Here is a 13,251-nt window from a genome sequence, read left to right as displayed (position 1 = left end):
GAGTTAATACAGTCGATTCCATGGGCAACAACAATGACCAACCAGACCTTTTCCCTCTTTCGCCTGAGCGCTCTGGCACTGGCCTTGAGCTGCGCCGCACCGGCCTTCGCCGACACCGCGACAGACACCTGGCACTTCGAGCTGGCGAGCCAGCCGCTGGAAACCGCGCTGACGGCGCTAGCCACTCAAACCGGGCTCTCCATCGGTGTCGACGCGGCACTGCTGCGTGGCAAATCGGCGCCGTCGCTGCAAGGTGACTACAACGCTGAACAGGCGCTCAATGCCGTGCTGCGCGACAGCGGCCTGCAATGGCGCTTCAGCGGGGACAACAGCGTCATCCTGCAACCGGCGCCGGCACCGATGGAACTGGGCAACGGTCCACTGGCGTTGTCCGACACGGTGGTTTCCGCCACCCGCAGCGAAGCCAGCATCGCCTCGATTCCCGGCACCGTGCAGCTGATATCGCAAAAGGACATTGCGCAACAGTCCGCTGCCGGGCGCAACGTGGCCGACATTCTCGGCACGCTGGTCCCGGGTTTGGCGCCCTCCTCCGGGACCATGAGCAACTATGGCCAGACCATACGCGGACGTAACGTGCTGGTGCTGATCGATGGTGTATCCCAGAACGCCAGTCGCGATGTGTCACGCCAACTCAACAGCATCGCGCCATCGAGCATCGAGCGCATCGAAGTGGTCTCAGGCGCCAGCAGCCTTTACGGTGCCGGCGCTTCCGGGGGGATCATCAACGTCATCACCAAACGCAACGAAGGACAACCCTTGGCATTGAGCAGTCGCGTGGGCATCAGCAGCGCCGACAATTTCAATAGTAAAGGCTTTGCCTACGATGTCTTCCAGAGCGTGACCGGGCGTGAGAAAGCCTTCGACTGGTACCTGTCGGCCGACCTGTTGCAACGCAACGATCAATTCGACGGCAATGGTAATCGCATCGCCCAGGAAGCTTTTCAGGGCAGCAACATGGACACCGAGAGCCATGACCTGCACGCCAGGTTCGGCTTTGATCTGGATGACGATCGACGCCTGAGCCTTTCCTTGCAGGAATACGAGGACAAGCAAGACACCGGTTACGTGGCCGGCGTTCGCAATGGTGAGTCAGTGGCGGTCAAGGGCTTGCAGCTGAGTGATCAGCCGTTTACCCATAATCAGGCGGTGAACTTCAATTACAGCGATCAGGATCTGTTCGGCCAGCAATTGCAGGTGGAAAGCTACTGGCGCAAACAAGAGGCACGTTTCTTCCCTTACAACTGGGGCGCCAATGCCGGGGTCGTCGCCTCCGAAAGCCAGGCCGATGTCTATGGCGTGCGCACCGCCGTGGACAGTGCGTTGCCCTCGATTGGCAGCGCCACCGGCAGCCTGGTCTGGGGTGCCGACTTCGAGAATGAACGCATCAGCCAGCACGGCGACCGCTACAGCGTCGATGGGTTGGTCTATACGCCGACGGGTCAGCGCTATGCATTTGGCCCCGACATCGAAACCAACACCACCGCGCTCTTTGCCCAGTCGAGCTGGGACATCGGCGACTGGACACTGCGCGGCGGTGCACGGCATGAATGGATTCACAGCGACGTCTCCGACAGCATTGCCTTTGGCGGCATCTGGCAAGCGGGGGTGACCGAGGTGCTGCCGGGCGGCACGCTGAAGTACGAAGACACCCTCTACAACCTTGGCGCGGTCTATCACATCAGCAGTGCGCAGGACGTTTTCGTCAATTTCAGCCAGGGTTTCTCGTTGCCCGATGTCCAGCGTTTCCTGCGTGATGTTCGCGGCAGCTATGACATCCAGGACCTCAACGCCCAGGCCATCAAGGTTGACAGTTACGAACTGGGCTGGCGTGGGGATTGGGATTCGCTGCAAGGCAACATCACCGTGTTCGAAAACCGTTCCGACGTGACTCAGTACTACGATTCCGTCACACGTGCGCAGCGTCTTATCGACCAGAAAGAACGCGTGCGTGGCATCGAGACCAGTCTTGCCTATCACCTGGACGATGCCTGGTCGCTGGGCGGAACCTATGCCTGGACCAAAGGTGAAACCCATCAGAACGGCGAATGGCGCGACCTGCCGGCCACCCGCATCTCACCCGCCAAAACCACGGCCTTCATCAGCTATGAGCAGAGCGACTACAACCTGCGATTGCAAGCCCTTCGCCTGGAAAGCTACGACGCCGGATTCCAGGACGGGAACGGTCGTAAAATCGAAGGCTACACCACGGTCGATCTGTTGGCTGGCGTGGCGCTACCGGTCGGCAAACTGGACCTGGGCATCTACAACCTGAGCGACCGCAACTATCAAACGCTCTACATGCAAGCCAATGCCGCCGCGCCATACCCGAATGCCGAAGGACGTCGATTGGCCGTCAGCTATTCGGTGGACTGGTAAACGCTTGCGCTAACGGTTCGTTGAGGGGGCAATTGGGTTTAGAATGCTGCCCCTTTCACGCCACCGAACCGACCCGATGAACCCTGAAGCCCTCGCCACTCTCAACCAGCACCTGCTGACCGCCCTCGCGGCCGCCCCCGCCGAAACCCGCCGCCTGTTCCACGGCCGTGGCCGCTGCTGGCCCGGGCTGGAGCAAGTGACCGTGGACTGGTTGCAGGGCGTCGTGCTGGTGGCGCTGTTCAAGGAACCGGAAGCTGAGCAACTGGAAGGCTTGAAGCAGTTGCTGATGGCGATCACCGAGTCAGCGCAATGGGCCCAGTCCGGCGCCCACACCCTGTTGCTGCAACATCGCTACCTGCTGCAAAGCACCACCGAGTGGCTGCTGGGGGACGTCATCGAGGAAATGACCATCACCGAGGGTGGCCTGAAGTACCGGGTGGACCTGGGCCGCAAACAGAACACCGGGCTGTTCCTCGACATGCGCTACGGTCGCGACTGGGTGCGGGCCAATGCCGAGGGCAAGCGGGTGTTGAACCTGTTCGCCTACACCTGCGGTTTTTCGGTGGCGGCCATCGAAGGCGGCGCGAGCCACGTGGTCAACCTCGACATGTCGAGCCCGGCCTTGAACCGTGGCCGTGACAACCACCGGCTCAACGGCCACGACATGAGCAAGGTCAGTTTCCTCGGCCACGACCTGTTCAAGTCCTGGGGCAAGGTGATCGGCAAAGGCCCGTACGACCTGGTGATCATCGACCCGCCGTCGTTCCAGAAAGGCAGCTTTTTGCTGACCAAGGACTACCAGCGAGTGTTGCGCCGATTGCCGGAATTGCTCAGCCCCCAGGGTACCGTGCTGGCGTGCATGAACGACCCGGCGTTCGGTGCTGATTTCCTGATTGACGGCGTGACCCGCGAAGCGCCAAGCCTGCGGTTCGAACAGCGGCTGGAGAACCCGCCGGAGTTTCCGGATGCGGATGTCGAGTGTGGGTTGAAGGCGTTGGTGTTCAAGCAGCGCCTGACCGACTGACCGTCGTTGCGGCGGGCAGCACGCCCTCATCCCTCGACACTTCATCAATCTGCGCCATGCTCAAGTGCGCCGTTTCCCTCAAGAAGAACGAGCAAACCGCGACAATCGCCAACGCCACCGAGCCATATACCGCAACCCCGACTGCATTGTGGTTGGTGGCAATCAGGATCGCCGTGGCCACGCTCGACGCCGTACCGCCGCCCAGTGCTGCGCCGATCTGGTAGGCGGCGGACATCCCCGAATAGCGCATCTCCCGGGGGAACTGCTCTGCGAGAAAGGCCGGAATCGGCCCCTGGGTCGCCCCCATGAATGCACCGACCGCGATGTACGCCAGGGTCGATACCCACAGGCTTTTCATGCCGACCAACGGGAAGAAGGCAAAGAACCCGATGGCCATGATGATTGCGCCGAGGATCATGACTTTGCGTCGGCCGATCCGGTCGGACAGCAGGGCAAACAGCGGAGCCGTCACCACGATGGCCACCGACAACGAAAAGTCGAAGATCAGCGCGTCCGTGCTGCTGTAGCCGAGTTGGGTGGCATACGACAAAAAGAACGTGCTGCCGATGTAGGCGATGGTCACGTAGCCAAACGCGATCCCGGTGCACAGCAGCATTTCCTTCGGGCGTGCCCGCAGTGCCGCGACCAGGGGAATGCGTGCCTGCGTTTTGTGTTCGACTGGCTGTGCCAGCGGTTTTTGCAACCGCGCATAGAGCCCGATCAGCACCAGCAGACCGCCCAGCCAGAACGGGATGCGCCAGGCGAAATCGGCAAGGTTATCGTTCGAGGCGACACTGACGATGCCGAACACCGCTGCCCCCAGGATGCCACCGATGCCGATGCCCATACTGGTGAAACTGCCCCACAGTCCTCGTCGACCGGGTGGTGCCGATTCGATGCCGAACAGCGCCGCCCCGCCCCACTCGCCGCCAGCGGCGAAACCTTGTATCAACCGCAGCAGCACCAGGAGAGCCGGTGCTGCCAGGCCTATCGACGAATAGCCCGGCAGACAGCCGATCAAAAAGGTGCTCAGGCCCATCAGCAACAGGGTGATCACCAGCATTTTCTGCCGGCCGATCTTGTCACCGTAGTGCCCGAAGACCATGCCGCCCAACGGACGGGCAAAAAAACCCGCGCCAAAGGCCGCGAAGGCAAACAACGTGGCGGTGAGTGGGTCCATCTGCGGAAAGAACACCTTGGGAAATACCAGCGCCGCCGCCGTGCCGTAGATGACGAAGTCATAGAACTCCAGCGCGGTACCCATGCCGGAGACGAAGAAGGTTCTGAGGGCGGATTGCGAACCCGCCGTGGAATGACCGTTACTAGCCATATCGAGTGCTCTTTTTGTTGTTATGGAGGACGCCGGTTCAGAACCGCTGAAAGCCGTCGCGGGCCAGTTGCATCGGGTTGCCGGCAGCGTATTCGAGGACGCCGTGTTCGCTGTCGATGCCGATGGTCAGCAGGGTTTCCCAGCGCTCGGTGGCCGGCATGCTCAGGTCCGGATGGAAACAGATCGGCGCCTCGTCGCCAGCGGCACCGCACATGGCCGCCGCCCGGCGATTCAAGTCGCCATGGATCATGTCGACCCGCGCTGCGTTGACATGAGCCAGGCGTGCGTAGGTGGTCGAAGCGTCCGGCGTCCGCTCGCCAAGGCTGAGTGCCGCGTCGAGAAAGTGGTTGGTGTGGGTGATCCAGCCGTCCTCACCGGGCAAGACCACGGCGGTGCCGGCGGCGGACATTTCAATGCTCGCCGCACGTGGCGATGCATCGCTGCGGGAGAACACCGTCAGCACCGTCGAGGCACTGACCCGCGCCGATCGCGCCAGGGCAATCGCCTCTTCTACGCTGGTGGCCTCCTCCAGAATCCGCCGGGCAATTGCATGCACTGGCACCCCGGCCACGGCGTTGTCACTGGCGTGGTGCAGGATGTTGAAGTGCAGCCCGATGCCTGCGCTGTTCACGCCAATCTTGCCGAGCATGCCGAACTCGGTGAACAGCTTGACGGTGAGTCCGGAGCTGGCCGTGAGTTGCAACAGCATGCCGTGGGGCACCAGGGAATCGTGCCAGTCCCAGGTCTGGATGGTCCTGGGCGCATCAGCCCCCGCTGGCGCATGCACCGCCGTCGAACATTCACCTTCGAGCGAGGCTGGCATCACCGCAAGAATTTCCGTACGGGCATTCAGGCTCGCCAGTTGCCACAGGGCAATCCCGGCACCTTCGGCCGTGGCCTCCAGCTCCCGGGCCAGGCTTGGGCTCCAGTCGGTGAGTGCTTGCAGGCTGGCTTCGCCGATCGAGCGCACCTGCTCGGGCGTAACACCGACCTGATTGAAAAAATCGAGATAGAGCGCCACCGTCTTGCCGATCTGTGCGCCCCAGGTTTCGCCAATCTGCTGGCCTCGGATTTGCGGGTTTTGGGTGTCGGTGACGAAGCAATGCAGTTTCACGAGCGGTGGTCCTTTTTTTGCGTTGGCATTCAGCCTGTGGGAGCGAGCTTGCTCGCGATAGCGGTGGGTCAGTCGACATCAATGTTGGATGTGATGACGTCATCGCGAGCAGGCTCGCTCCTACAGGTTCCGGGTTGTGGGGGGGGTCAGGGTTTACGGGCGAAAATTTCGCGGCCGGCGAACCAGGTCTGCAGCACCCGGGTATCGCGCAGGGCCTCTGGCTTGACCGTGAAGACATCACGGTCGAGGACGATCATGTCGGCCTGTTTGCCCGGCTTGAGCGAACCGATCTGATCCTCGAGGCGCAAAGTGCGGGCGGCGTTGAGGGTGTAGGCCTGGAACATGGTCTGGCGGTCGATGTCTTCGTCAGCGTTGAGCACGCCTTTGGGACCTATGCGGCTGACCGCCTGGTAGATCGCCTTCCACGGATCCGGCGTGGTGATCGGCCAGTCGCTGGCACCGGCAATGGTCGCGCCGTTCTTCAGCAGTGAGCGGGCCGGGTACGAATACATGAAGGCCATGGCGCTGACATAGGGCTTGACCAGCTCCACGCTCGACTCGTCGGCCATGGCCCAATACAGCTGCATCGAGGCAATCACGTTGAGGGTTTTGAAGCGGGCGAATTCCTGCGGATTGACCATCTGCACGTGCGTGATGGAATGGGCAATCCCGCTTTTGCGGTCCTTGCGCGCTTGCTCGATGCCGTTGAGCGATTCACGCACTGCGCGGTCGCCAATCGCATGGATGTGCACCAGCCAGCCGCGGGCGTCGGCGGCGCTGACCAGTTCGCCGAAGTGCGCCGGGTCGATCAGCAACTCGCCGGATTTCTTCGAGTTCTTGTAGGGCTCCAGCATGGCGGCGCTTTGTGCCGGAACTTCCGCCACGCCGTCGGCAAACACCTTGATCCCCGGCAGGGTCAGGTTGGGCACGCCGAGAAACTGCTGACGCACCTTGTCCAGCTCATCGAGATCGGCCGGCGTGGCTTTCGAGTCCGCCATCAGCAGTGCGGCCACATGAGCGGTCAGCTCCCCGCGTTCGGCCAGCGCTTTGTAGATGGGCAGCACCCCCACCGACTGATTGTTCACATCGCCGCCGGGGATTTCATTGGCGATCGGGTCCATCCAGCCAGTGATGCCCAGGCTCTTGTAGTAGTCCAGTGCTGCGCGCCCGCCCGCCATCAACTCCTCGGTGGTCGGGGCTGCAAGCAAGGCCTGCACCGGATACAGGCCGGAATCGACCAGAAAGCCATTCGGACGCCCATCGGAGTGATGCCCTATCGTGGCCTGCTCCTCGTCCTTCAGCGCCTTGACCCGCGCGGCATCGACGCCGGCGCGCTGGAGCATGGCCCGGTTGGCCCACCCCGTGTGCAGGTCCCAGCCCAGAAAGAGAATGGGTGTATCCGCCCATTCCCCCTGATTGAAGCGCTGCTCAAGCGCCTCGATCCGGTTCCAGTAAGTCGATGGCAAGCCGCCGACACTGAGGACATCACCGCGTTTGGCCTTGCCGTCTTCGCGCCATTGACGCAGGTGCTTTTCCAGCTCATCGAGCGGCATCAACTCGCCGTCCAGATTGGCCTGACGCAATTGCAGGCCGCCCTTCACCGTGTGCGAGTGCGAGTCGATAAACCCTGGCATCAGCACCTTGCCGCCCAGGTCGATGATGCGCGTGTCCGGCTGTTTAAGCCGCAGCACTTGAGCATCTGAACCCACCGCCGAGACCTTGCCGTTCTCGACCGCAATGGCCTGCTGCAAGGGCTGGCCAGGTTCGGCGGTGTACACCCGGGCGTTGTGCAGGATGAGATCGACAGCGGCCATACTTTCCATCGAGGAACAGGCCAGAACAAGTGACGCGGCCAGGGTCAGAATCTGTTTCATGGGATGGCTCTTTATTTTTGTTGGGCTGTAGCCAAGACTATCCAAGCCGAATCGAGAACTGAATGCCTGCTCCCGCACAACTTCTGTGCCTATCAGGAATAGATAAATGGACAAAATGAGTGCCCTGACCATGTTCGTCGCCACCGCCGAACAGGGTAATTTCAGCCGCGCCGCCGACCTGCTCGGCAAAACCCCTTCGGCCCTGACCAAGGCCGTGGCCCAACTGGAGGAAGAACTCGGCACGCGCCTGTTCGACCGCACCACCCGGCGCATGGCGCTGACCGAAGCGGGCCGCATCTACCTGGAAGGCGCACGCCAGGCGCTGATGCAACTGCAACTGGCCACCGAAGACGTGGAGCAGTTGCAACATGAATTGCGCGGTGACTTGCGGATCACCGCCCCGCCCTCGTTCGCGCCGGCGTTTCTCAATCAGGTGTGCTGTCGCTTTTTGACCGCGCATCCGCAGGTCAAACTGGAAGTGGACCTGAGCGATAACTTCGAAGACCCGGTGGACGGCGGCTACGACCTCGCCCTGCGCGACGGCCCCATCGACCTGCCCGGGGTGATCGCGCAGCCGGTAGTGGAAAACCAGATGTTGCTGTGCGCCAGCCCGACGTACCTGGCGCGCAAAGGCGAGGATGTTTCATTGGAAAATTATCAGCAGCATGACTGGCTGATATTCCGCCATCCGCTACTGAATCGGCATTTCTGGTGGGTCAAGCAAGGCGAGCAACGGATACGCCTGACACAGCCGACGCCACGGGTGGCCAGTGACAACTACGACTTTCTCCTGGCCTGCCTGCTCGATGGCCAGGGCTTGCAGTTCATCCCGCAGTGGAGTGCCGCGCCCTATCTGGCGCGCGGTGAGCTGGTCGAGTTGATGCCCCAGTACTGGCGCGAACCCAGCGCGTTCGGGCCGTGGGTCTACGTGCTGTACCTGGCCCACCGGCGCAATACGCGCAAGGTGAAAGTGTTCATCCAATACCTCAAGGCGCATTGGCAACAGCCCGCTGCATGACCGTTCAACGCGGCCGCAACACCAGTGCAAACAACTCGCCATGCCCGTTCACGTTGAGCTTGTGATAGAGGTTGCGCCGATGCACCTTCACCGTCTCCGGGGAGATGCCCATTTGCTGGGCGATGGCCTTGCTGGAGAACCCCTGGAGAATCAGGCGCGCGGTTTCGATTTCCCGCAGGGTCAGGCGTGCGTCGAAGCGATCGAGCAAGGTCGCCAGATCGCCGGCCGGTGGTTCGGCGACCGGCCCTTCCAGTGGCAGCAAATCCAGGTGTCGGCGCATCGCCGCCAGCACCCAGTCACGCACGCACAGCAGACGGCCCTGCTCCTCGAGGCTGAAGCGTGTCGAACGCCCCAGGGACAGGCCGAGCACGGCGCCATCGACGTTGACCATGAACTGCAATTCGTCCCCACCGACCACGGTGCTGAAGTAACTCAGGTAGTACTCACTGTGCTGGAACTGGTCGGGGGCCACCGAATCAAGGCTGTGCAAGCCGTCGGCGATGCCGGCGCAAGCGGCTTGATAGAACGGATCAAGCAGGTACATGCCGGCGCGGTAGTCCGCCAGCTCTTCCTGCTCAGCACTGTTGCCCTTGGCATCGAAGTCAATCAGCAGGCGCGGCACATGCCCCGGGCGCATCAGCGCCACCAACGCGTTATCCAGCGGCACCAGCAAGCGCAGGGTATCGACCAGCGCACGCCAGAAACTGTCCTGCCCCACCGCCGTAAAGACCCGCGCCAGCCCCTGATGCACCGGCAACTCTTTCAACAACGCGTCCACGCACTACCCCTTTTGAGTAACCCATGATGGGAATGGGTGAAGGCCACCCCGGTCGATACGCTGCAAACTCCTGAATACCACCGGCCGCAACAGGCCAGGAGTGCCGCATCATGAGTCGTCACCGCTTGTATTTCAATCTGGGGTTGGGTGCCTGTCTGGCGGTTTCGCTGTCGGCTTTTGCGGTCGAAGCCCCGACGGTGCACGTGTACAACTGGTACGACTACATCGGTCCCACCACCCTGCAGGACTTCAAACGTGACACCGGGATTGCACCGGTCTACGACACCTTCGACAGCGCCGAAGTGCTCGAAGGCAAGTTGCTCACCAGCCGCAGCGGCTACGACGTGGTGGTGGCCAGCAACTTCAGTTTGCCCACGCTGATCAAGGCCGGCGCCCTCGCCCCCCTGCCCCGTGCGCAGATGCCGGACTTCAAGAACATGGACACCGAACTGCTGGCGAAACTGGCCAACAACGATCCGGGCAACCAGTACGCCGTACCCTACCTGTGGGGCACCAATGGTATCGGCTACAACATCGACAAAGTGCGCGCGCTGCTGGGTGACAAGGCGCCGGTGGACTCCTGGGACCTGGTGTTCAAGGAAGAGAACCTGGCGAAACTCGGCGAGTGCGGCGTGGCCATGCTCGACTCGCCGTCGGAGATGCTGCCGGTTGCCCTGCACTACCTCGGCCTGCCGCCCAACAGCACCAACCCCGAGGACTACAAGAAGGCCGAAGCGCTGCTGCTGAAACTGCGTCCGCACATCGCCTACTTCAACTCGTCGAAGTTCATCAGCGACCTGTCCAACGGCAACATCTGCGTGGCAGTGGGCTGGTCCGGCGCGATGCTCGAAGCCAAATCCACCGCCGAGCAGGCCGGCAACGGCGTGAAGATCGCCTACAGCTTGCCGAAGGAAGGCGCGCCGGTGTGGTTCGATACCCTGGTGCTGCTCAAGGACGCTCCGCACCCGGAACAAGGCATGGCCTTCATCGACTACCTGATGCGCGCCGAAGTCATCGCCCCGGTCAGTGACCACCTCAACTACCCCAACGGCAACCGCAGCGCCACCCCACTGGTGGCCGAAGCGACACGCAGCAATCCGGCCGTCTATCCGCCCGCCGAAGCCATGGCCACCTTGTTCACCCTCCAGCCACTGCCACCCGCTACCGAGCGCGTGCGCACGCGGATCTGGAGCAAGGTCAAAAACGGTCAATGACCGGACACCACAAAACCCTGTGGGAGCGAGCTTGCTCGCGATAGCGGTGGATCAGTCGCCATGGATGCTGAATTTAGCGACCCCATCGCGAGCAAGCTCGCTCCCACAGTGTCCGTGGAGCCCAACAAATATTCTTTTTTCTGCCACGAATCGAAGATGAGAAAACCATGAAACCACGCGCCCGCGACCTGAACATCCCGATCGGCCAACTGCAACCCGGTCCGCTCAATGCCATCACCGACGTCCCCGGCGTACGGGTCGGCCACAGCGACGTACGAGGCCGCACGGCCAATGGCTGCGACATCCTCACTGGCGTCACCGTCATCGAACCGCGCACCGGTTCCACCAGTCAGCAACCCTGCTTTGCCGGCGTGCATGTGCTCAACGGCAACGGCGATGCCACGGGGCTGGAGTGGATACGCGAGGCAGGCTTGCTGACCAGCCCCATCGCCTTCACCAACACCCACAGCCTGGGCGTGGTGCGCGACGCGCTGATCGTGCTCGACCGCGAGCAGCAGCCGGATGACGGGCGCCTCTACTGGAATATGCCAGTGGTGCTGGAAACCTTCGACGGCCTGCTCAACGACATCAACGGTTTTCACGTGAAACCTGAACACGTGGCCCAGGCCGTGCGTTCGGCGGCGGGCGGACCGGTGGCCGAAGGCAATGTCGGCGGTGGCAGCGGCATGATCTGCCACGAATTCAAGGGCGGCATCGGCACCGCGTCGCGCCGCTTGAACAGTGCCCAGGGCGGCTGGACGGTGGGGGCGATTGTCCAGGCCAACCACGGCATTCGCAATGAGTTGCGCGTCGATGGCTACCCGGTCGGGCGCTACATGGAACAGGTCGATTCGCCGTTCCTCAAGGCCTCGTTGCCCCATCCGGGCATGGGTTCGATCGTGGTCTGCCTGGCCACCGATGCGCCGTTGCTGCCGCACCAGTGCACACGCCTGGCCCAGCGCGCCAGCCTCGGCCTGGCCCGCACCGGCGGCGGCAATGAAGACCACAGCGGCGACATCTTCATCGCCTTCGCCACCGGTAACGATCACGTGCCACCGGCTGCCTACGAGAGCAAGAAAGCACCGACCACCCACAATCTGAGCATGGTCAACAACGACCACATCAGCGAGCTGTTCCTGGCCGCCACCGAAGCCGTGGAAGAAGCCATCATCAATGCTCTGCTCGCCGCCGACACCGCCGAAGGCAATGGGCATGGGGTGCCGGGGCTGGATGCCGAAACCTTGCTCAAGGCGTTGCGCCGCGCCGGCTGGCCGGGGGATGCGACTAGCGGTACTTGAGTGAAACACTCGGTCTTTTTAGGATGAACTTACGCAGCCGCTTGCTTGCGCAAGCCGCTGCGTAGGTGGTGAGTGAACTGAACCCCTACCAAGCTCACCACTTGTTTCATGCGCATCTTGAGCCTCACGGCTCCACTTCCTCCCCATCAAGAGCTTTGAGGCTCTTTTTTTACCTCTGAAAACCAACACTGTTCATTGTGGAAGCGAGCTTGCTCGCGATAGCGGTGGGGTCAGCCACAGTAAATGTCGACTGACCCGGCCTTATCGCGAGCAAGCTCGCTCCCACAGGGGGATTTGTGGGGGTTCAGGAGAGTGCGATCAGACCAGGCGCAACCGAGGGCCAGCGGCCGGCACCGCATCGTCACCCAACCGCCCCCGCACAAATGCCTGGGCCTTGCGCGTCAGCTGGTCCAGATGCCGGTCGCGCTGTTTTTCCGCGTCGGTCATGGCCCGCTTGCCATGCTTTTGCAGCAGGTAGGTATGAATCTGCCGCACTTCCAGCGAGCTGTAGATCGACGCCACATCCAGCAGCGCCATCAAGCCAGCGGTAGCGTGGTCGCGAGTGTTCATCAACACCTGGGTCGCACGCACGCCCACCACCTCAAAGCCCATCGCCTCGAAATACGGCACCTTGGCCACCGAGCAGGTCAGCTCGGCATGGGGGTAGCGACCGACCATTTCCCGCAGCATCCGCCGGGCCACGCCCTGGCGCCGATACTCGGCCTGCACCGCCATGTACGCCACGCCGCAGGCCTCGGGGTCGTCCTGCACCGGCAGGTACAGCACAAAGCCCGTTACCTTTTGCGGGTCGTCTTCGTCCGTGGCGACGATCAACTCCACGGCAATGCCTTTTTCACCGTTCAGCGCTTCCAGATACAGGTGCACCTCATAGCCGATCGCGTATTGATAGAGGTTGTACAGCAGGTTGCTGGGCGGGATCGCGACCATGCTGATGTCGGTCAGGTTGTCGACCACCATCTGCAGGATCTGGCTATTGATGTGCTCGGGGCACGGGGTCTTGAAATGGCTGATCAGGGGCATTGCGGTGACAGGCTCCGGGAGGCAAGGGCTGCCTATCATAGCGCGCCCGGCACGTCCGGTCCGAAGGTGATGGACAGACATCCACCCTCCTTGAGCCATGCGCATCATTTTCAAGGCCGACAACAGTGAGTCCGGCACACATTGTGCTGGATGAACTTGCCTC

The 13,251-nt window shown here is 62.1% G+C and carries 10 protein-coding genes; 5 read left to right on the top strand and 5 right to left on the bottom strand.

All coding sequences use genetic code 11. From position 1 onward, the window contains the following. Positions 1-33 precede the first annotated feature (33 nt). Positions 34-2,397 (top strand): TonB-dependent receptor, encoded by a 2,364-nt coding sequence (locus KW840_RS16580; RefSeq protein ID WP_218496335.1) that lies wholly within the window; start codon positions 34-36, stop codon positions 2,395-2,397. Between the two features lie 76 nt (positions 2,398-2,473). Then, positions 2,474-3,421: a class I SAM-dependent methyltransferase gene (locus tag KW840_RS16575; protein ID WP_218496332.1), complete on the top strand. Its 948-nt coding sequence runs from the start codon at positions 2,474-2,476 to the stop codon at positions 3,419-3,421. Here KW840_RS16575 and KW840_RS16570 read toward each other — a convergent pair. The 3 genes from KW840_RS16570 to KW840_RS16560 form a co-directional block, all read right to left on the bottom strand. Further along, a complete protein-coding gene (locus tag KW840_RS16570; RefSeq protein ID WP_218496331.1) occupies positions 3,399-4,751 on the bottom strand; it encodes an MFS transporter in 1,353 nt (450 codons plus the stop codon). The two genes, KW840_RS16575 and KW840_RS16570, sit on opposite strands and share 23 nt — an antisense overlap. Before the next feature lie 37 nt (positions 4,752-4,788). Then, positions 4,789-5,865, bottom strand: a complete 1,077-nt coding sequence (locus KW840_RS16565) for a C45 family peptidase (RefSeq protein WP_218496330.1) — start codon at positions 5,863-5,865, stop codon at positions 4,789-4,791. 146 nt (positions 5,866-6,011) lie between these two features. After that, on the bottom strand, positions 6,012-7,739 hold the full coding sequence (locus tag KW840_RS16560) for an amidohydrolase (RefSeq protein ID WP_218496329.1): 1,728 nt from the start codon (positions 7,737-7,739) through the stop codon (positions 6,012-6,014). 106 nt (positions 7,740-7,845) lie between these two features. Between KW840_RS16560 and KW840_RS16555 the strand changes: the two genes are divergently transcribed. After that, entirely contained in the window at positions 7,846-8,757 is a 912-nt protein-coding gene (locus KW840_RS16555; RefSeq protein ID WP_218496328.1) for a LysR family transcriptional regulator, read from the top strand. A gap of 4 nt (positions 8,758-8,761) precedes the next feature. Here KW840_RS16555 and KW840_RS16550 read toward each other — a convergent pair whose 3' ends face one another. Next, positions 8,762-9,535 carry a helix-turn-helix transcriptional regulator gene (locus tag KW840_RS16550; protein ID WP_218496327.1) on the bottom strand — a complete coding sequence of 258 codons (774 nt, stop codon included), beginning with the start codon at positions 9,533-9,535 and terminating at the stop codon, positions 8,762-8,764. A gap of 110 nt (positions 9,536-9,645) precedes the next feature. Between KW840_RS16550 and KW840_RS16545 the strand changes: the two genes are divergently transcribed. Continuing rightward, entirely contained in the window at positions 9,646-10,749 is a 1,104-nt protein-coding gene (locus tag KW840_RS16545; protein WP_218496326.1) for an extracellular solute-binding protein, read from the top strand. A gap of 167 nt (positions 10,750-10,916) precedes the next feature. Continuing rightward, positions 10,917-12,047: a P1 family peptidase gene (locus KW840_RS16540; protein WP_218496324.1), complete on the top strand. Its 1,131-nt coding sequence runs from the start codon at positions 10,917-10,919 to the stop codon at positions 12,045-12,047. Between the two features lie 318 nt (positions 12,048-12,365). Here KW840_RS16540 and KW840_RS16535 read toward each other — a convergent pair whose 3' ends face one another. After that, positions 12,366-13,088, bottom strand: coding sequence for a GNAT family N-acetyltransferase (locus tag KW840_RS16535; protein WP_102671368.1), 723 nt, complete (start codon positions 13,086-13,088; stop codon positions 12,366-12,368). Between the last annotated feature and the right edge of the window lie 163 nt (positions 13,089-13,251).

Origin of the sequence: Pseudomonas sp. PDM30 (assembly GCF_019218985.1) — a bacterium.
GTDB lineage: Bacteria > Pseudomonadota > Gammaproteobacteria > Pseudomonadales > Pseudomonadaceae > Aquipseudomonas > Aquipseudomonas jessenii.
This window is presented reverse-complemented; position numbering and strand designations above follow the sequence as displayed.

Bases quoted from the DNA above. Each gene is read 5' to 3' on its own strand.
- KW840_RS16560 (WP_218496329.1), bottom strand. From the start codon at position 7,739: ATGAAACAGATTCTGACCCTGGCCGCGTCACTTGTTCTGGCCTGTTCC.
- KW840_RS16580 (WP_218496335.1), top strand. From the start codon at position 34: ATGACCAACCAGACCTTTTCCCTCTTTCGCCTGAGCGCTCTGGCACTG.
- KW840_RS16540 (WP_218496324.1), top strand. From the start codon at position 10,917: ATGAAACCACGCGCCCGCGACCTGAACATCCCGATCGGCCAACTGCAA.
- KW840_RS16545 (WP_218496326.1), top strand. From the start codon at position 9,646: ATGAGTCGTCACCGCTTGTATTTCAATCTGGGGTTGGGTGCCTGTCTG.
- KW840_RS16535 (WP_102671368.1), bottom strand. From the start codon at position 13,088: ATGCCCCTGATCAGCCATTTCAAGACCCCGTGCCCCGAGCACATCAAT.
- KW840_RS16570 (WP_218496331.1), bottom strand. From the start codon at position 4,751: ATGGCTAGTAACGGTCATTCCACGGCGGGTTCGCAATCCGCCCTCAGA.
- KW840_RS16555 (WP_218496328.1), top strand. From the start codon at position 7,846: ATGGACAAAATGAGTGCCCTGACCATGTTCGTCGCCACCGCCGAACAG.
- KW840_RS16575 (WP_218496332.1), top strand. From the start codon at position 2,474: ATGAACCCTGAAGCCCTCGCCACTCTCAACCAGCACCTGCTGACCGCC.